Genomic DNA, 19,094 nt, shown 5'->3' on the forward strand with positions numbered 1-19,094 from the left:
CGCCGAGCGGCAGCGCATGTAGCGCGACGTACCGGACCGTCAACTCCTGGTCCGGTGGCTTCCAGGGCGAGGTCGCGGTTACGGCCGGCACGTCGGCGATCAACGGCTGGACCGTCCGATGGACTCTGGGCAGCGGCCAGAGCATCAGCCAGGTATGGAACGGCACGCTGAGCACCAGCGGCTCGACGGCGTCGGTCACCAACGCCTCGCACAACGGCTCTCTTCCCGCATCCGGCTCGACGACCTTCGGGTTCCTTGGATCCGGTACAGCCTCGGCGCCGTCCCTCACCTGTACGACGAGTTAGAGGTTGGGATTCGAATCGCTTCGGCGTGCAAGATCGGGTGGGGCCTGACCTCCTGTCGGTGGTCAGGCCCCGGCTGTCCGGGCAGAGGGATGGTCGATCGGTGTGGCACCACCTCGCTCGGGCTCGGCGCGGCCGTGCCGTCTGGCCTCGTCACGGCCTTCCGTCGCAGGGGAGCCTGGCCGGGGCTGGGCGGCCCCGACCAGGCTCCGAAAACTCAGCAGGCTCCGAAAACTCGCCAGGCTCAGAAGCGGCCGTACTGGCCGGCGGTGACGCCGGTCAGTACCCGGGTGGCGCCGGTGATGCTGCCGCTGGTGTAAAGGCCACCGGTGCTGGTGCCGCTCACGCTGCCGCCGGTGTAGATGTCGTAGCGCTGGCCGTTGGTGATCCTGTTCGACGAGAAGACGACCTCCCGGGTGGTGGCCGACGCCCGGTACGAGGCCAGCACCGTGCTGCCGGACACGACGTGCACGATGGTGTTGGCGGCCAGGTTGGAGTTGAACCGGGGTGCCACCCAGCCCTGGCCGGTGTTCGGCACCGCTCGGAACACGGCCAACGAGGTCAGCGCGGCACCCACCACCGTGCCACTGGTGAAGGTGATCGGTCCGTCGGCGTCGATCGCGCCCTCGCCGCCGCCTCGGGTGCTGGAGCCCTTGGCCGCCACCGTGCCGCCGGCGAAGGTGAGCGACCCGTTGGAGTCGAAGCCGTCCGTGCCGCCGGTGGCCACCACCGTGCCACCGGTGACCCTGATGAAGGCGATCGACGAGGGCTGCATGTGACCCAGGCCCTCCTCCGCGGCGTTGACCGCGTCGTCGCTGGCCACGACGTTGATGTTGCCGCCGCTGATCGTGGTCTGCAGCCCTTCCAGTGCCTCGTACGACCGGGGAACGTTGATGGTGCCGCCGGAAATGTTGAGCACATTCTCGCCCTTGATGGCATCGTCGGCGACCGAGGCCGTGATCGTGCCGTTGGTGATGGTGAGGACGCCCTTCCCGGCCTCGGTCTCGTTCGACTTGATCCCGTCCCCGCCGGACGAGGTCACGTTGATCGTGCCGCCGTTGATGGTGAGCGAGTCCTTGCCGCGGATCGCGTCGTCCACCGCGGTCACGGTGATGGTGCCGGACTGGATGACCAGGTCGTCCTTGCTGACGATGCCGTCGGCGGCGTTGGCGCGGACGGTCAGCGAACCGGTGCCGGCGATGGTCAGGTCGGCGGCGCTGAACAGAGCGGAGTCCGGCTCGCCGGTGCTGGTGTACGTCGTCGCGTCGGTGAGGCTGTTGCTGGTGCCGGCGGCCAGCGTGACGGTGACCGCGCCGGCGTTGAGCACGTACAGCGGGGAGGAGGTCGTGTTGGTGATCGAGGCACCGGCGAGGATGAGTTCCACGGTGCCGGTGGCGGCGGTGTCCACCGCGACGTAGCCGTTGTTCAGCGTGCCCCTGATCTCGTACGAGCCGGGGGCGGTGATGGTGACGGCGCTGCCGGAGACGGTGACGTTGCTGCCGGAGGCGCTCGCGCTGGAGCCGTTGAGGGTGATCGTGGCGGTCGGAGCGGCGACGGCCGCGACGGCGAGCGGGCCGGTCAGTAGCGCGGTCGTGAGTCCGACGAGGACGGCGGTTCTGCGGGCGGTTGCTTTCATGGCGGTTTTGTTCCTCCATGCGGGCGGGGCTTGGCCTGTGGGGGCGGGCTGGTCTGAGCCCGAGGCGTGGATACCTCGAAGATCGCTTGTCGGGGTCGCGAACAGTCGATGAACGAGGTGTTACATCGACGATCGTAAATGAGAATCCGCATGGATCAATAGACCTGGAGCGCCAGAATCCGGACTGCTTCCACAGGTGACAGGCAACTGACGGCAAACACTTACGAAATTCTGAGCTGCGTTTACTTGACCGCACCCCAGCTATCCTTCCGCCGTCCGAGCCGAACACCCTCGTCCGTTTCCGGCGGGCCCGGAGCTGCTGGTGGCCGTCAAAGCAATCGACACGGCCTCTTCCGGCCACGACCGTGGCCACCCCTCTGGCGATGGCGACGAGTCGAGCCACCCCTCTGGCGATGGCGATGAGTCGAGCGCGCGCCTGCGGCGTGACGTTCGTTGACTCCGCGACTGCGCTGCGTCCGGCGGCGAGCCGGGCGACGATCCTGCGGTCACGATCCTCGAAGATCCGAGCGTCCGCCCCGTCGGGGTCCACGTCGGTGGGTGAGGTTCTCAACAACGGCTCCTCGCACACCGCCAGGCACACCAGGGCGTGGCTGGCCGCCCACCCGCGCTGGCACGTCCACTGGACCACCCCACGCTTCCTGGCTCAACCAGGTCGAACCTGTCTTCGCCGCACTGACCCACGCCGTCCTCCGCAACGGCGACCTCAGCAGCCGCGACGACCGATCGACAAGATGGACACCTGGATCGTCCAACTCAAGGAAGCGACCTGCACCCTCCACTAATTAGCGCGGAGCAGCACTAGCCTGGCCAGGTGCACGCCGATGGGCTCCCCCTCCCACCCGCGCTGATCGATGTGGCGCAACAAGGCAGATGGACTGCGCCTGCCGGGGGCAACTACATCAGGATTTTCGGCGAACCCGCATACGGACCCGTCTTCCTGAAGGTCGATCAGATGAGGCGGAACGCCCGATGGATCGACGAGATCGACTACGACGACGAGTTCCGACAGCTCTACATCGGCGAGCCGGACCCCGCCAACCCACCAGGGGACATCGACCCACAGATGTCGTTGCTCCTCGGTGACCTCGGTTCGGACCAGCCGTTCGCACTGGACTTCCGCCGTTCGATGGAAGCACCGTCGGTGGTGTACCTCGACAGCACGATGCGGTGGGTTGAAGTCGCACCGACCATCGATGCGTTCATCGTTGAACTCGGGCTGTAGCGCGTACGTCCCGTAACCGCAGGCTGGGGGACTCACGGGCGACCGGCGTGCCGCGCTTGCGCGGCGCCTCGATGGCGGCACCTCCGAGCTCCGGGCGGTGGTCGTCACCCGGCCACGTCGTCGCGCTGGCATCGCAACGTGATCGCGCCGACCCGACCGGCGGCTAGGTGGCGCGGCAGGCACCAGACATCGGACCTGGGGAAGCGAGCCAACCGGTCCCAGATCCGGGACCGTGACGCCACGTCGCCTCAGTCGGTTCGTCAGCGACGACAAGGTCACCGAGCCCTCGGCGTCACCGTCGCCGGCCACGCTGACCCTTGTCGCCAGCCTTGAGACCCTTCAATTCGCCGGGGGCCTGTACGGTCGTGTCGCCGTTGGTGCGAATCGTGATGAGCTCGCCTGACTCTGTCTGCAGGTAACCCTCGCGCTAGCTCAAAGCCGGCTGGGAACCGGTGGGCAGCAGCACCCGGAACGCGGCACCCCGGCCGGGGCTCGTCTCCAGTTCGACCCGGCCGCCGTGACCGCTCACGATCGCCGCGACGATCGACAGGCCGAGCCCGGATCCGCCGTTGCTCCGGGCTCGGCTCGGATCCGCCCGGTAGAGCCGCTCGAAGATCCGCCCGGCGTGTTCCGGGCGTAGGCCGGGGCCGTTGTCGGCGACCTCCAGTACCGCGATCGGCGTATGCCGGGGCAGGCCTTCGCCGACCGTCGCGGCCGTGTGACGCCCGGGGCGGTAGGCCGCCAGCCGGCCGACCCGTACGGTGATGTCGGTGTGCGGCGGCGTGTGCTGTAGTGCGTTGGCGACCAGGTTGGTGGCGACCTGGCGCAGCCCGTGTTCGTCGCCGAGTACCGTCACCGGGTCGAAGGCGCACTGGTCGCCACCGTAGGCGGCCAACCGGACCGGGCGGTCGGGGCGGCGGGCGTGCGCGTCGCGGATCGCGTCGGCGGCGATCGCGAGCAGGTCGACCGGTCGCCGCTGCGGCTCCCGCTGACGGTCCAGCCGGGCCAGCAACAGCATGTCCTCGACCAGCAGCCCCATCCGCGCGGCCTCCGCCTCGATCCGGGACATCGTCTCGTCCAGCAGCCGCCCGGGCGGGGCTCCGCCGCGCCGGTACAGTTCGGCGAAGCCACGGATCGACGTGAGCGGGGTGCGCAGCTCGTGCGACGCGTCCGCGACGAACTGCCGGAGCCGTTGCTCGGACGCGGTCCGCGCGGCGACCTCCGACTCGATCCGGTCGAGCATCGAGTTCAGCGCGATACCCAGCCGGCCCGACTCGGTGTGCGGATCGGCGTCGTCGACGCGGTGGGTCAGGTCGCCGGCGGTGATCGCGGTAGAGGTGCTCTCCATCCGGATCAGCGGACGCAGGCCGATCCGGACCACCGCTGCGGCGACCAGCGCGAGCAGGAACAGCACGACGAGCATCACGACCAGGTCGATGGCGAGCAGCAGGTCCGTCGTGGCTTCGACCTGGCGAAGCGAGATGGCGGGTACGGTCACGGCGCCGTCGGGTTGGGTGGCCACCGCCACCCGCCAGTGGTCCTCGCCGTCGACGGACTTCACGGTGAACGGCTTGCCGTCCGCCCTGTCCCGCAGCCCGTCGAGCGCCCCCACCCGCGGTGGCGAGATCTCGTCGGTCGAGGGGAACGGCAGCTGGCGGCCCTCGGAGTCGAAGACGAGGATGGTGCGGTACATGTCGAAACGGCCCCGGGGAAAGGGATTGTCGCCGGCCGGGTCAGGCGGGAACGGACTGGCCACGACGTGGCGCATCCCGGCAAGCTGGTCGTCGATCTGGTCGGTGAGGTACTGACGCAGCAGTACGATGCCGGCCGCGTTGGACACGATCAGGGCGACCGCGCTGAGCGCGGCCACGGCGACGACGAGGCGGGACCGTAGCGTCCAGTGCCGCCACTTCGGCAGTCTCATTCGTCCGGGGGCCGGCGCAGCGCGTAACCCACACCACGGACCGTGTGGATCAACGGCGGCTCCCAGCGGTCGATCTTCTTGCGGAGGTAGTAGACGTACGACTCGACGATCCGACCGTCGCCGCCGAAGTCGTAGTTCCAGACCCGGTCCAGGATCTGCGCCTTGCTCACCACCCGGCCCGCGTTGACCAGGAGGTAACGGAGCAGGTTGAACTCGGTCGGCGACAGGTCGACTCGCCGGCCGCCGCGGCGGACCTCGTGCGCGTCCTCGTCGAGTTCGACGTCGGCGTAACGCAGGACGGCAGTGTCGCCGTTCGGCTCGATGCGGCTGCGGCGCAGGATCGCCCGGATGCGGAGCACGACCTCCTCCAGGCTGAACGGCTTGGTGACGTAGTCGTCGGCGCCGACGGTCAGGCCGGAGATGCGGTCCTCGACCGTGTGGCGTGCGGTCAGGAACAGCACCGGGACGTGCGGCCCCGGCCCGGAGCGCAGGCGCTGCGCGACCTGGAAGCCGTCGAGGTCGGGCAGCATCACGTCGAGTACCACCAGGTCGGGCGCGAACTCGGCCGCCGCCGCCAACGCTTCGTGCCCGCCGCTGGCGACGCGCACGTCGAAGTCGATGAGCCGCAGCGTCGCCGACAGCAGGGCACAGATATTGGGCTCGTCGTCGACGACGAGCACTCGGGTCAACCGTCCAGCCACGCCTTTTTCTATCGGAGGTACCTCAGAGTTAGCTGGGACCTTCCTCGACGCCGGCTGTGACAATCTCGTCGCCTTCGATGAGGCCGCTCGTGATTTCGGTCGCGCTCTGCCCACGAGAAGGTCCGCCGGGACCTTCTCGAAGGCGAATACGACGCCGTAGCGCACCAGGTCACCATCGGCGGTGCCGACCGCCTCGTCGGCAGGGAAGTCGAGGGTTGCCGCAGACTCCTGCGCCTCGTCGCCGACTACCGCGTCACCCGCCGGTGATGACGCTGTCGGTGGCGAGGTGTGCGGCCCGTTGCCGAACGAGCGTCTTCAGCTGTTCGACGTCCGCCGTGGTTTTCTGCTCGTCGTGTCCCGTGACGGTGGACAGGACCTTGGTGATGCTCTCCACGGCGTTCAACGCGGTGCCGTCCGCGTAGATCTTGCGGTAGAGGTCGCGGTAGGCGTTCTCGTACACCATCTTGAAAGCGGCGGTGGCGAGGAAGCGTTCCTTGAGCTTGTTGCCGCCGAAGCCGCCCGGCCGATCCCGCTCATCCACGGCGTCGCCGTCCGGACGTGGCATGCCCTCAGGCAGCTGCATGCCCTCAGGCAGTTGCATGGCGTCGAGTGGGATGCCTCCGCCTTGCGGGAGACGGCCGCCCATCCGAACGGTGTCGTGCGGACCCTGGGCGGCGTCGCCGGTGAGGGTGAGGTTGTAGTCCCAGCCGACGACGGTAAACCTCCTCGTGCCCAGGTCGTACCAAAGGTAGTAGTTGCGGCCCGGCCCGGCCATGTCGTCGAAGTTGAGCAGCAGGTTCTGCACGGCCAGGTAACGGGCGAGAGCCTGCACGTCGACATGGTCGTCCAGGTGGGCGGCGAAGTCGGCATCGCTGCTGGTGTTGACCCACCTGGTGAGGTTGATGACGGGTTGGAGGTCCTGGCTGCCCTGCATCGTGATCTGTTTGAAGTCGTCGGCGTAGCTGGTCGGATCGTCGCCCTGGTCGGTGAACTGGCCGCTGGCCAGGCTCTTGTACAGCACACCGTCGCCGCCCAGCGTGTCGGCGAAGCCCTCGTCCGGGTGCTCGACGACGAGCCGGGCGGTCGTGGGCCGGTCGTTGACGGTGAAGCTCGAGTACGCGTACCGCTGGGCGGTCTCTCCGGCGGCGGCCAACACGTGCAGCGACACCGCCTCGTTCAGGACCGTGGTGCCGCCGCCCATGCCGGAGACCCGCACGGCGATCTCACGGTGACCCTGGTAGCGGCGGCCCTCGACGAACTCGTCGAAACGGATGAGCCACGGTAGGTTCTCCGGCTCCTCGGCCTTGAGCGATGCCCGGCCGAACCCGCCTGGGCCAGCACCGCCCGGGCCAGCACCGCCCGGCGGGACGCCGTCGGGCAGGCCACCTTCGGGGAAGCCGCCGCCGGGGCTGTTGCCGCGCGGCTGGGGTCCCTGTCCGGCGCCCGGGGGCCGGCCGAACCCCCGCTGCCGGGCTTCGCCGTTACGGGTCAGCCCACCGAGGGTGGAGTTGCCTTTCAGGCGAATACCGACGCTGGCAATGCGGGTGTCGTCGACCGTCAGGTCGGCCTCGAGGAAGCTTTTCTCGTCGTCCTCCCAGAAATCGTCGAGCAGCCGCTGGTAGTCCTCGTCGCGGAAGGTCACCGTGATCCGATGCGCCACGGTCGCGTCGAACAGGTCCGTCGTCCCGACGATGTTCTGGGTGACCTGGTCGGCGCTGTTGCCGCTGCTGCTGGTCACCAGAGGGGTGACCCGCACGGTGCCGAACGCCACCGCGCAGACGACGGGGAACACCACGCAGGCGGCGAGGAGCTTCCAGTAGTGCCGCACCCGCACCGGAACCCGGTGCGCCAGCCTCCGCCGTACCGCAACGCGCGGAGGTGCCGTGGACGTTTCTGGCGGGGTCATCACAGGTCCGTCTGGTCGTAACCGGTCAGCACGGTCACCCGCTGTCCGCCGGTACGCTCGCCGAGGGCCGTGATCAGGTCGCCAGGTCCGTGGCCCTTCTTGAGCCGGACGGTGTACATCATCTCGGTCAGGGCACCACCGCGGATCGACTCCATGCTCACCAGCTCGAACTCACCGGTGTGCGCGATGAGCACGTCCTGAATGTGTGCGGTGTAGTCGCCGTCCGGTGGAACCTGTACCTTCACGACCTGCCGCTGGATGCTGGAGGCGAACCAGTTGAACCGGTACATCACCAGGATGATGAGGCAGATCGCCACCGCCGCGACGATCGCGAGGGTGTAGAACCTGGTGCCGGCGGCCATGCCGACGCCCATCACCAGGAAGATGAAACCGACGTCGCGGGTCTCCTTGATGGCGTTGCGGAACCGCACCACCGACAGCGCCCCGACCAGGGCGAAGGCGCGGGCGATGTTCGACCCGACCACCAGCATGATCAGCGCGATGAGCATGCCGAGGATGACGAGGGTCTGCACGTAGGACTGGCTGTAGGACACGTTGCGGTGGGTGAACCGGTAGACCCAGCCGATCATCGCGCTGAGCACGAACGACAGCGACAGTGCGATCGCGATGTCACCGACGCTGAACGTTCCGGACAGATCCTGGACGTCGAATGGCATGGTTCAGGCCTCACTTCGGGCAGCAGCCGACACCGGGGCGTCGGCGGGGTCGTCGTCGCAAACATGGAAAACCGATCGGGGGGCACGGCCGAACGCCTCGACGCTCTGGCAGTACTTCGAAATTCGCACCACCGACATGCTCAAGCCGGCCGCGAGGTCGGTAAGCCAGTACGGCACCCGCTCGTTCGCCTTGAGCTCCACCACCGCCAGCCGAGCCGGGACGATGAGTCGGTTCTCGGCATCGGCTCCGAGGTGGAAGTCGCGGTCGCGGCCACGGACCCGGTGATCGACGGTGACCCGCAGACCAGCCTCGGCGCCGCGTCCGATGAACGCCTCACGCTGATACCCGGTCATCGCCACCGGGCGCAGGTCCAGCCGACAGAGCAGATCCAACACCTCTTCGAGGAACGCCTGTTGGCCCGGCTCGTGCTCGACCATCAGCCGCCGGTCGCACAGATCGCGAGCGAGGTGATACGGCAACGCGACCCGGCGCTTCTGAGTGACCCGGTTGACCCGCTGCTTGATCTCCACGAACACCGTGCTGTCGTCGTTGACGGTCAACCGGTCGCCGTAGTGCCGCACCCGCAACTTGCGCCGGAACCGCAAACCCTCGATCTTCTCCCAGTAGAATCGAAGATCACGGGTGTCGTAGTAGACGCTCCAGACGCCGTATCCGCCGTCGAGGCCGTGACTGTCCACATCCAACCGGCTGGCGAGTTCCCTGCGCAGCGCGGGCACGGCGGTGCTCGGCATCAGGTACTTGATCTCGTAACGGTTGAAGGCGTGCAGCGTGCTCGGCCCCCGCAGCGCATGACCAGCGTGATCATCGCTACGGCCAGGATCCGGGCTGGCCGGCGGCGTCGAACGGTCGGAGTCTGGCGGCTCACCGCCGCCGGGGCGATCCGCCGGAACGGCACGTCGTCGGAACGGCAGTCGCATCCTCGTAGCCCATCTGATTGCGGTAGGGGACGAAGGGGACGTAACCAGGTGAACCTCAGAGCCAGCTTTGAACTACGTCAGAACTGGACGTGAACGTGGGGTGTACGACAGGTCGCCGACATTGATGATCAACGGTTCCGCCGGGGGTGCGGGTTCGTCCAACGGCGGTTACCTGGGGGGTTTGGTGATGGGGTCGTAGCGGTGCCCGGCCCGGCCCGCTGGTGACCGTCTACGGCACGGGCTCTGGCACGTGGCCGCCTGCGCCTGGGTGTTGGGCGTGGCTGTCCGGCGTCGTGGCGCCGGGGCGCCGGGGCGTCGGGGTCCGGTGGACGAAGGGCGTCTGGGTGGTTAACGTGACTTACGGGCTGCTTGCCGAGGAGTGGTACGTCAAGGTGTGAACCCGGCAGCCGGTCGACCCTTGTCGCTGGCCCGTGCCTGCGTACCACGCTCTCCGTTGCCATCGGCTGGTCCTGCCGTCGCCATCCGTCGTCGGGACAGCAATGGCGGGGCTTGCCGTTCAACTGCGCAAGCGGGATGTTCAACTGCGGAACGGCCCAGGTTGAACGCTCAGCACCGTGCCGTACCAGGCGCCGTCGGTCGGGTGGGCTCGGATTCGGGCGCTGCTGCCCGCCGAAGGCGGCGTGCCGAGGCTCGACGGCGCCGTCCGGTAGGTCAGGCCGTCGCCTGCTCGCGTTGCTCGCGCTGCTCGAGCTGGCTCGCGAACTGCGCCCACGACTCGGCCAGCCGGCGTGCGTACGTGGCGACCGTCCCCATGCAGTGCGGCGGCACTCGCTCCAGCATGCCGGCCTGCTCCTCGAGATGGATCTGGCGGATGCTCAGCCAACGCAGCAGGGCCCGCCCCGAGTCGGTGTAGCGCAGGACCGGGTCCCGCATCAGCATCTCCAGGACCGCTCCGGGGTCCTGGAGGGCAGCCGACTCGGTCGATCCGGCCTCCCGTCCTCGCCGGTCGATCCGGCCACCCTCGTCGGCGATCTGCTTCGCCGTCGGCACCGGTAAGCTGACCGGCCGACCGGACGGCACGTCGCGCCGCGCCGCGACCGGATCCTCGCCGCGCATCATCCGCCGCCGTACGTCGTGTGCGGTCCCCACGGAAATTCCCGCAGCCTTGGCGACCTGCCGCAACGACGCGCGCGGGTTGGTCCGCAGGATCTCGCCGGCCAGTCGACGCCCGTCCGCGCTGCTCAACGGCCGGCGTTTGCCGTCCTGCCCGATTCTGGCGCCCAGTCGGGGCACCTCCGGGGCGCGGCTGCGGATCGTGCGCACCGTCTTGTCGGACAGACCCGTGACGCGCGCTATCGTGCGGTCCGACATCTGCGGATGAGACTTCACGATGCGCGCCGCCGCCGCGCGCCGCTCGGCAAGCGTGAGCGGCAGGCCGTGGGCGATGTTCGCCTTGACGGCGAGCACGAACAGGTCCGCCTCGTCCACGCCGTCGATGAATACGACGCGCACCCGGGCCGCGCCGCGCAGCGCCGCAGCGCGGAGCCGGTGCATTCCGTCGACCACCCGCATCGTCGGCCGGTGCACGACGATCGGCGGGAGAGCGTCCTTCGACTCGGCGAGCACGCGGACGTGTTCCAGGTCTTCCCCCGCCAGCCGCGGTGAGTCGGCCGGGAGCAGGTCGGAGACGGCGACCAGTGCGATGTGCCTCCTGCCCTCGCTGCCGGGGCCTCCTCGCGGCAGGGGCGGACTCTTGCGCTCGCCTTCGTGGTTTCCACTACTCACGTGGCGGTTCCCCCCGTTGAGAACTTCCAGCTGATCAGCTTGGCGGTGCTGCCCGAGATGACCGGATTCGCCGGCAGAGGACGTGGCGCCCCAGGGGGCGTAGTGGCGGACGGCACGAGGACGGATCGTGCCGTGACGAACCTCCTCGCAGACCGCGTCAGGACGGGACGGATCGGCTCTGGTTGATGCTGTCGTGATGCTATCGCCAACCCGGCCGCCGTGCATGGCGCAAGGTCCGAGGGGCATTGACTGCCGTCTGCCGGCAGTGGAAGGCTGCCATTGGCTGCTGTGAAAGCGTCCCGCCTGTTCGCTCTGGATCTCCGTGCGCCGGGCCGGTGGCTGCCAGTCGTCCGCGACATGCTCGTCGGCGGTGACTTCACAGGTCACCGAAGAGGTGACCCGTGCACCGCCGATCCGGCGGCACGATCAGCTATCCCCGGCAACTTGTTCATCGATGGACCTCGATGTAAGTTAAGCTGTTGCGCATCCCCGCGAACGGTGTTCAAACGACCTTCCGAACATCCGGCCCGGTCTTGACCAAGGCCCGTGCTGAAGTCATTCTGAAGGCTCGCCCTGTGTCGTCAGTGGAGGAGGGACCCATGCCGCCCAACGGCAGAAGTCAGCAGGAGAAAGTCGTGACCGGCGACATGACGTCCGCGATCGAGGACGTCACGGAAAACGGCGCGGGAGCCACGCCGGAGAACGAGCAGAAGGAACCGCGTCAGCGTGTTCGCGTACTCCAGTACTCCCGCTCAGATCTGCTCATCTGAGCCGTTGTGATCCGAGAGCAGTAGGCGGTCTTGCCTGCTCGGGGATCTCGAGCAGGCAAGGCCGCCGAGCGCCGAGAGGTCAAGCGCCGAAAGCGAGAAGCGTCCTGCAAGGCGAGATGAACGGGGAAGAGCCATCGTTGCCGTTCGAAGAGACTCGCGTATTCCGTTGACTGTGTCATCCCTGACGGCGCGAGTTAACAAGGTAGACCAGTTCAACGTCATTCTGACGAACCGGTGCAACCTCCATTGCATCTCGTGTTCGTATCCGGACCAGCGTCCCTTCCGATTCGTGCGACGGGAGACCATCTCCCGGTTGCTGCCCAGCCTGGAGGCTGCGGGCCTTACCCGGGTCATGCTCACCGGCGGCGAGCCGTGCATGCACCCGGAGTTCGACGACATCGTCGACGACATCCACGCACGGGACCTCAAGATCGTGCTGGTCACCAACGGCACCTACATCCGGCGCAAGATGTCGCGGCTGGGGGGCAAGCTCTACCGGCTGATCATCTCGTTGGACTCCGACGACGCCGAGGGCTATTCCGCGATTCGGGGCGCCGGGGCCTTTGACCATCTCGTGCAGCTGCCCTCGCTGATGCGCGAGCAGTCGCCGGAGACCCACCTGACGCTCTGCATTCTCACCCAGCGACTGAATTTCCGCAGGTTGCCGGCGTTCGTCGAGATGGCCGCCGAGATCGGTGTGGACCAGGTCTCCTTCCTGGTGCCGGACGTCGCGGGAATGGCCGCCCCGATGGACCGTGGCGGGGCATTCGGCCACCTCGAGCCGGTGCCACGGTCGCGCGTCGACCAGGTGGCGCTCACCCTCGACGAGGTCGCCGAACTACGTGACGAGGTTATCCCGGCGGTCTACGCCGCGGCGGACCGTCACCCCAATCTGATGTGCGGTTCCATCGGCATGCTGGACGACTTCGCGGACTACTTCGAAGCGTTCCAGCGGGGAGTGCCGCGAGCGGAACGCCGTCGATGCGCACTGCCGTTCCGCGAGGTCGTACTCGACGAGCAGGAGCGGCTCCGGTTCTGCTTCTTCATGCCGGACGCCTGGCCGGCCGGCAGCGTGGAGGACGCGCTCAACCACCCCGACGCGGTGGCGGCGCGGCAGGACTACCTCGATTCCGACGAGCGGCTGGACCGTCACTGCAACATGTGTCTCCAAGCCGTGCGAGTGGAGGCATGATGGCGGGCGACCGTAAAGACCTGATCCTCACGGCCCTGCCGTGGCAGCGCTACGACACCACGGCCATCCAGCTGGGCGCGCTCCAATCGTGGTTGCGGGAGGGCGGTTACGAGGTCGACACCCGGCATTACTACAAAGACCTGATCAACTACATGGCGCCGTCGACCTACATGCGGGTGTTCGAGGCCTACATGGGCGAGTCGGCATTCGCCGCCCTCATGTGGCCGGAGCGGTACGACAGCATCAAGAACGCCGTGGTGTCGTGCGTGGACTTCGACCTCTCCGTCGCTCCCGCGGCCGGGGTCGTCAAGCACCCGCAGTTGAACGCGAACCTGTCGCTGGCCGAGCGTGAGCAACTGGCGCGCAGCCACGAGACGCAGAGCGAGCCGACGGTGCCGGCGCTGGACTTCGACGCCCTCGTGGCCACGCTCTCGACCTTCCTCGACGACGTCTACGCCGCGGTCCCCTGGCAGGACTACAAGGTCATCGGCTTCACCACCAGCCACCAGCAGTTGATCCCCACCGTGCTGCTGGCGCGCCGGATCAAGCAGATCCTGCCGGACACCCCGATCATCATGGGTGGCGCGCTGATGACGCAGGACCTGCCGAAGACGGTGTTGGGGCTGTTCGAATGCTTCGACGTCGTCGTCGAGGGCGAGGGCGAGGCGACCTGTAGCGACCTGATGGCCGTGCTCACCGGCCGGGATCCGGAGCGGACCCTGAAGGACGTGTCCGGCATCGTCTGGCGGCGGCCGGACGGCGAGATCGCCCGCAACCTGTCCCGACACGCCATGGACGACCTGGACAAGCTGCCACCGCCGGACTACGACGACTACTTCCGGCACGCGCTGCGGCCCGGTGCGGGTGACGTGATCCCGAAGCTGACGCTCGAGGCGTCCCGGGCGTGCGTGTGGGGCAAGTGCACCTACTGCAACCTCAACCTCCAGTGGCGCAACCTCTACCGGCGCAAGAGCCACAGCCGGGTGATCGAGGAGATGGCCACGCTCAGGAGCAAGTACAAGAGCCCGTACTTCACCTTCTGCGACACGAACGTCGAGGACAAGATCCCGCTGTTCGAGCAGCTCGCCAAGGACCCCTACGACTACCGGATCCTGGCCGAGGTGTCACCGAACGTCAACCGGGCCGGGGTCCGGGCACTGCGCCGGGCCGGCGTACGGACCATCCAGGCCGGCATCGAGTCGTTCAGTGACCGCGTCCTCCGGCTCTACCAGCGCAACCACCGCCTCATGCGCAGCCTGGAACTGCTCAAGTGGACGGCGGAGTACGACGTCGAGATCTACTACAACGTCATCATCAACTTCCCGGCCGAGGTGCCCGAGGACGTCGAGGCCTCGGTCAAGGTCGTCGACTACGCGCGGTACTTCATGTACCCGTCGGTGCACGACTACAGCTTCACGATCGACAGCCCCGCGTGGAACGACCGGGAGAGCTACAACATCGCCGGTTTCTACGTCCCCGACGAGGTCGGCGCCTGCTTCCCCGAGCCCTACGCGACCGAACTCGCGCAGCTCCTCGCCCTGACGATCAAGCCGATCCCGGCGAAGGAGACCGGCGCGGACTGGGCCCCCTTCCTGGCCGCGGTGGGCGGCTGGAAGAAGCAGTACCACGCCAACCTCGGTCGCCCCGGTCTGGTGTACGCCGACGGAGGCGACTTCCTCAACGTGACCATCCGGTCCGGCGGCAACGGCAACGACATCGTGATGCAGTTGCCCGACGAGTACCGGGCCGTCTATCTGGCCTGCAACCACTCGTCGCGAACGCTTCCGGAGATCACCGCCGCCGTACCCAAGATCCCGGAGCGGGAGGTCGTCGAGATGCTGGAGGAACTGCACGACCTCAAGATCCTCTTTGCCGACCGGGGCCGGTACTTCGGGCTGGCGATCCGCGAGCGCAATTCCGGCAACTACCCGACCGCCGGCGACGAACCCGAGCCCGCCGAGGAGGCGACGACGCTGCCGCTGCTCAGCCTGGAGAGCGTGCGGTCGCGGCAGAAGCGGATCACACACGTGCCACGGAGCACCGATGCCCGCTCCGATGCCAAGCAGTGAGCTGGTCCTGCCGCCGCTGAGCCCGGTACTCGTGGGCCGGCCGTACGCCGCGATACCCCATCTCGCGGCCTACGCACAGCAGCGCGGCAGTACCGGGATCCGGCAGACCGACCTCAACCAGGCGTACGTGGGGCACCTGCTGCGCAGCGCCGACCCGGCCGAGCTTCCGTCCTCGGCCGGCCCGGAGAGCCTGGGCGGCGCGGTCGACGACGCCATCGTCGCCGCGATCCTGGCCGCGATCGAGCGGGTACCCGACGACGTGGAGCTGCTGGCCGCGGCCGCCCGCGACCCGGGAATGCGGGAGTGGCTGTTCACCCGGGTCGGCCTGGCCGAGAGCGAGAGCCCGGAGGACCTCGACGCGGCCTTCGCGATGGTGCCCCTGCTCGGGGACATGCGGACGTTCTTCACCGACCGCTACCGGGCGCGGGGCGTGCCCCGGCTGGTCGGTGTCAGCGTGCCGTTCGCCACCCAGCTCGCCCCGGCACTGGTCCTGGCCGAGGTGCTGCGGGAACTCGCCGACGACGTCTTCGTCGTGCTCGGCGGACCGCTGCCCAGCCTGCTCAACGACGAGCAGGTCGAACGCCTGCTGCGCAACTCGGCGGTCTCGGCCGTGGTCCGGCACGAGGGCGAGGAGGCGTTCCGGCTGCTGCACGAGGCCGACGACCTCTCCCCGGCGGGGATCTCCGGCATCCCCTCGCTCTCCTACCGCGACGGCACGGCGGTCACGGTGAAACGCCCCGGCGAGTTCCTCGTCCGGCTGACCGACACCGCGCCGTACCCGTTGGATCCGGAGTACGTCGCGGAGGGCGTGGAGCTGCCCGTCATGGTGGGGCGGGGCTGCTTCTACACCTGTGCCTTCTGCGACTACATCCAGCTCTACGAACGGATCAACTTCCGTTCCGCCACCGACGTGGTGGAGTCGGTCCGGCTCGCGGCGGCGCAGAGCCGTAACGGGATGCTGCACTTCGTCTACGAGGTCATGTCGGTGCGCTACGAGCGCAAGCTCGTGCGGGCCCTGGTCGAGGCGGACCTGGGCATCCAGTGGCGGGGATTCCAGCGGGTCTACGGCGAGATGACCGCCGACGACGTGCGGATGCTGGAGGCGTCCGGATGCCGCCGGTTGGACATCGGACTCGAGTCCGCCGACGACGCCGCGTTGCAGCGGATGGACAAGGGCTACACCCGGGACGACATCGCGGCGTTCCTGCGGGCCTTCGAGGGTACGTCGATCCAGCTCCTGGTCAACGTCATCGTCGACTACCCGGGTCTGACGTACGAGCGGGCGATGGAGGCGGCCCGGTTCCTCGCCGCGGCGACCGAGAAGATCGACAGCCTGCACTTCGAGGTACTCCGGTTCGCGCTCGGCCGCAACTCGGCCATGTTCGACCGTCCGGACGACTTCGGGCTGACGATCCTGCCGACCAGCACCAACGGCTCGCCTCGGCCCACCTCGCCGACGCAGGTGCCGTTCAGCTCGCGGGAGTCGATGAGCCCGGAGGAGCGGGCCCGGGTCGAGGCGTACTACCGGCAGCTGAACGGCCGCAACTCCGCCCGCCGGGCCGAGCGTGCCGCCTCGGATCTGCGGCTCGCCGAGGAACTGTGGGTCAGCCGCGAACCCCTGGTCTACACCGCCGCCGTGGACAGCGCGGACATCGCCGTCCGCCGGCTGTCGACGGCGGAGACCTTCCTGCTCTCCCGCCGGTACGAACCGCTGATCCAGGAGGTGCGCGGCCGGACGGCGGCGACCCGGCTCGACGACCTCGTGGCCGGGGCGTGGCGGCGGCGGGCGGGCCTGGAACCGGACGAGTGCGCCGAGGTCCTGGAGGGGATCGGTCTGCTGCGTCCCGACCCGCCGCGAGGCCCCCGGCGCGAGCCGGTCCGGGTGGGTGTGTCCAGCGACGGCGACTTCTTCCGCGGCGTGAAGCGGACCGGGGAGGGCCGGGCGATATGACCGGAAACGGTCGCCGGCCCGAGCCGGCACGGGTACGCCAGGACTTCGACGCCGAGGCCGTTCTTCAGACCTTCTTCGGGTGCAAGCCGGACGACGTCCCGGCCGACCTCGTCTGCACACCGATTCCGGCGTTCTATTCCGCCCTGGTGTCCCGGGCGTCCGACGTCGTCGAGTACCGGGGCTGGTGGCGGATGGCCGCCGTGACGCTGGACGGGCGCCGGTACGGGGTGGTGCAGCACTTCGAGGGCAGTCGCGTGGTCGACGTGCTCTACGCGCTGGCCGGACCCGGATCGCGTGCGGCCTTCCTCGGCCTGGTCGGCGGCCTCGACGACAGCGTCGAGATCGGTGACGTCGTCGGCATCGACGTGGCGCTGCGCCACGGCGAGCCGGCGGAGCGGGCCATCGGAGGGCTGCCGGCCGGCGCGGTGACCGCGCTGACGGTCGACGGCATGTTGGAAGCGGCGCCGGTCGGGCCGGCCTCGCCCGGTCGCGCCCAGGTGGTCGACCTGGAGACACACTTCTTCTACCGCGCCGCGCGCGGCACGGCGGTCGCGGCCTCGGCGGCCTGGGCCCTGGTCACCGACAAGCCCGCCGTGCGTCCGTTCTGGCAGGTACCACTGACCGACGGGGACCTCGACGACGCCGTTTCCCGAATGTTTCCCGTCCTGAACGAATGGCTGGACCTATCGGTCGACCGATCTCAAGGGGAGATGTGAACCATGGGACAGAAAGTGTTCGTTCCGCTGACCATCCCGCAGACATCACGTGACCATCTGCCCCAGGCGCCGGTCATCCACCGCTTCCAGCGCGGCGACGAGGTGGTGCACTACAACGCCTTCACCCACAACCACCTGCTGCGCAAGGCCGCCGACCCGGAGCCCACCCAGGCCGAACTCGACTCGCTCAGCGAGGTGGACTGGTCGTTCACGCCGATGGACATGCTCAGCGATCCGCACCTCATGCGGGTCGAGGTGACGCAGACCTGCAACTTCCAGTGCTCCTACTGCATCGTCTTCGAGAACAACCTGGCCCAGCTCTACGAGCACATGTCCGCAGACACGGCGCGCAACCTGCTGCAGTGGTACCGCGACAACATGATGGGCGGCACGGTGATGCTCATCGGCGGCGAGCCCACGCTGAACTGGGACGTCTGCAAGATCTTCCTGGAGGGCGTGCCACTGGACGCGGGCAAGGAGCTCTACACCAACGGCATCCTGCTCAGCGACAAGGACATCGCCTGGCTGCGCGACCTGAACGTGGAGATCCGGCTCTCCCTCGACGGCTTCGAGCGGCACCACCGGCAGCGGGTGAACTTCGCCGGGGAGACCCTGTACGCCCAGGTGCTCGACCGGCTCGCCGCGATGCAACGGCTCGGCGCGAACGTGGGCGTCAACTGTACGGTGACGCCGAACAACCTCCCGGACCTGGTCGACATCCACCACTACTTCGTGCAGGAACTGGGTATCCGGCACGTCAACTACTCGATCCCGCACACCACCGTGAACAGCACGGTCGCGGACGGGCTCGACATGAACGCGTACACCGCGGCGCTGATGGAGATCTACGAGGACGCCAAGCGCAACCACGTCTACGTCGCGCAGATCATGAAGCGGGTCGCGTACATCGCCCGGAAGCGGTTCAAGGCCATCGGCTGCACCGTCATCGGTCCCGAGGTGACGTTCTACCCGAACGGCAAGCGCACGCTCTGCACGAAGCTGGACAGCCACCCGAAGACCCGGGTGGTCACGCCCCAGGACATCTACGACTCCCTCCCGTTCTTCCAGCAGGACTGCCGGTCGTGCTCGGCGATCGGGATCTGCGGCGGCGGCTGCTACTGGGACGCCCAGATGCGCTTCGACCGCTTCCAGGACCTGCGCGAATGCGACTTCCAGCGGCAGTTGCTCGAGCGTATGCTCTGGGATGTCGTAGATTGGACGCGTTCCGGCGACGAGTTCCCGGTCATGTTGAACGACGTCTTCGGTACCACCATGTTCGGACAGCGAAATGCCGCCTGACATTCACCTCGCCGGGACCTGGG

At 68.2% G+C, this 19,094-nt stretch carries 15 protein-coding genes; 8 read left to right on the forward strand and 7 right to left on the reverse strand.

Going from position 1 to position 19,094, the window contains the following annotated elements:
• On the forward strand, positions 1–305 hold a 305-nt coding region (locus I0C86_RS05880; protein WP_196200174.1), incomplete at its 5' end, for a cellulose binding domain-containing protein.
• Between the two features lie 241 nt (positions 306–546).
• Here the strand turns inward: I0C86_RS05880 and I0C86_RS05885 are convergent.
• Positions 547–1,938: a carbohydrate-binding domain-containing protein gene (locus I0C86_RS05885; RefSeq protein ID WP_196200175.1), complete on the reverse strand. Its 1,392-nt coding sequence runs from the start codon at positions 1,936–1,938 to the stop codon at positions 547–549.
• A gap of 832 nt (positions 1,939–2,770) precedes the next feature.
• Between I0C86_RS05885 and I0C86_RS05890 the strand changes: the two genes are divergently transcribed.
• A complete protein-coding gene (locus tag I0C86_RS05890; RefSeq protein WP_196200176.1) occupies positions 2,771–3,181 on the forward strand; it encodes an SMI1/KNR4 family protein in 411 nt (136 codons plus the stop codon).
• A 427-nt stretch (positions 3,182–3,608) separates the two neighbouring features.
• Here I0C86_RS05890 and I0C86_RS05895 read toward each other — a convergent pair whose 3' ends face one another.
• From I0C86_RS05895 to I0C86_RS44350, 6 genes are all read right to left on the reverse strand, one after another.
• Positions 3,609–5,105, reverse strand: coding sequence for a sensor histidine kinase (locus I0C86_RS05895; RefSeq protein ID WP_196200177.1), 1,497 nt, complete (start codon positions 5,103–5,105; stop codon positions 3,609–3,611).
• Positions 5,102–5,806 (reverse strand): response regulator transcription factor, encoded by a 705-nt coding sequence (locus I0C86_RS05900; RefSeq protein WP_196200178.1) that lies wholly within the window; start codon positions 5,804–5,806, stop codon positions 5,102–5,104. The genes I0C86_RS05895 and I0C86_RS05900 overlap by 4 nt, the downstream gene beginning before the upstream one ends.
• A 253-nt stretch (positions 5,807–6,059) precedes the next feature.
• Positions 6,060–7,712 carry a CotH kinase family protein gene (locus I0C86_RS05905; RefSeq protein ID WP_196200179.1) on the reverse strand — a complete coding sequence of 551 codons (1,653 nt, stop codon included), beginning with the start codon at positions 7,710–7,712 and terminating at the stop codon, positions 6,060–6,062.
• Positions 7,712–8,389 (reverse strand): DUF4956 domain-containing protein, encoded by a 678-nt coding sequence (locus I0C86_RS05910; protein WP_196200180.1) that lies wholly within the window; start codon positions 8,387–8,389, stop codon positions 7,712–7,714. The genes I0C86_RS05905 and I0C86_RS05910 overlap by 1 nt, the downstream gene beginning before the upstream one ends.
• Before the next feature lie 3 nt (positions 8,390–8,392).
• The gene (locus I0C86_RS05915) at positions 8,393–9,328 is read right to left on the reverse strand and encodes a polyphosphate polymerase domain-containing protein (RefSeq protein ID WP_196200181.1); all 936 of its coding nucleotides are present in this window, start codon (positions 9,326–9,328) and stop codon (positions 8,393–8,395) included.
• A gap of 672 nt (positions 9,329–10,000) precedes the next feature.
• On the reverse strand, positions 10,001–11,074 hold the full coding sequence (locus I0C86_RS44350) for a ParB N-terminal domain-containing protein (RefSeq protein WP_323373485.1): 1,074 nt from the start codon (positions 11,072–11,074) through the stop codon (positions 10,001–10,003).
• Between the two features lie 599 nt (positions 11,075–11,673).
• Between I0C86_RS44350 and I0C86_RS05925 the strand changes: the two genes are divergently transcribed.
• From I0C86_RS05925 to I0C86_RS05950, 6 genes are all read left to right on the forward strand, one after another.
• Complete coding sequence (locus I0C86_RS05925) at positions 11,674–11,844, forward strand: hypothetical protein (RefSeq protein ID WP_196200182.1); 171 nt, start codon at positions 11,674–11,676, stop codon at positions 11,842–11,844.
• Between the two features lie 172 nt (positions 11,845–12,016).
• Positions 12,017–13,036, forward strand: coding sequence for a radical SAM protein (locus I0C86_RS05930; protein WP_323373487.1), 1,020 nt, complete (start codon positions 12,017–12,019; stop codon positions 13,034–13,036).
• Positions 13,036–15,105 (forward strand): RiPP maturation radical SAM C-methyltransferase, encoded by a 2,070-nt coding sequence (locus I0C86_RS05935; protein ID WP_196200184.1) that lies wholly within the window; start codon positions 13,036–13,038, stop codon positions 15,103–15,105. Before I0C86_RS05930 ends, I0C86_RS05935 begins: the two co-directional genes overlap by 1 nt.
• On the forward strand, positions 15,092–17,056 hold the full coding sequence (locus I0C86_RS05940) for a B12-binding domain-containing radical SAM protein (protein ID WP_196200185.1): 1,965 nt from the start codon (positions 15,092–15,094) through the stop codon (positions 17,054–17,056). Before I0C86_RS05935 ends, I0C86_RS05940 begins: the two co-directional genes overlap by 14 nt.
• Entirely contained in the window at positions 17,053–17,772 is a 720-nt protein-coding gene (locus tag I0C86_RS05945; protein ID WP_196200186.1) for a hypothetical protein, read from the forward strand. The genes I0C86_RS05940 and I0C86_RS05945 overlap by 4 nt, the downstream gene beginning before the upstream one ends.
• Positions 17,773–17,775: 3 nt before the next feature.
• A complete protein-coding gene (locus tag I0C86_RS05950; protein ID WP_196200187.1) occupies positions 17,776–19,071 on the forward strand; it encodes a radical SAM protein in 1,296 nt (431 codons plus the stop codon).
• Positions 19,072–19,094: the final 23 nt, after the last annotated feature.

This window comes from Plantactinospora alkalitolerans (assembly GCF_015690345.1).
In the GTDB taxonomy this organism is placed as follows: Bacteria; Actinomycetota; Actinomycetes; order Mycobacteriales; family Micromonosporaceae; genus Plantactinospora; species Plantactinospora alkalitolerans.

Coding starts and splice junctions, on each gene's coding strand:
- I0C86_RS05885 (WP_196200175.1), bottom strand. CDS start 1,938: ATGAAAGCAACCGCCCGCAGAACCGCCGTCCTCGTCGGACTCACGACC.
- I0C86_RS05895 (WP_196200177.1), bottom strand. CDS start 5,105: ATGAGACTGCCGAAGTGGCGGCACTGGACGCTACGGTCCCGCCTCGTC.
- I0C86_RS05905 (WP_196200179.1), bottom strand. CDS start 7,712: ATGACCCCGCCAGAAACGTCCACGGCACCTCCGCGCGTTGCGGTACGG.
- I0C86_RS05910 (WP_196200180.1), bottom strand. CDS start 8,389: ATGCCATTCGACGTCCAGGATCTGTCCGGAACGTTCAGCGTCGGTGAC.
- I0C86_RS05915 (WP_196200181.1), bottom strand. CDS start 9,328: ATGCGACTGCCGTTCCGACGACGTGCCGTTCCGGCGGATCGCCCCGGC.
- I0C86_RS05925 (WP_196200182.1), top strand. CDS start 11,674: ATGCCGCCCAACGGCAGAAGTCAGCAGGAGAAAGTCGTGACCGGCGAC.
- I0C86_RS05935 (WP_196200184.1), top strand. CDS start 13,036: ATGGCGGGCGACCGTAAAGACCTGATCCTCACGGCCCTGCCGTGGCAG.
- I0C86_RS05940 (WP_196200185.1), top strand. CDS start 15,092: ATGCCAAGCAGTGAGCTGGTCCTGCCGCCGCTGAGCCCGGTACTCGTG.
- I0C86_RS05945 (WP_196200186.1), top strand. CDS start 17,053: ATGACCGGAAACGGTCGCCGGCCCGAGCCGGCACGGGTACGCCAGGAC.
- I0C86_RS05950 (WP_196200187.1), top strand. CDS start 17,776: ATGGGACAGAAAGTGTTCGTTCCGCTGACCATCCCGCAGACATCACGT.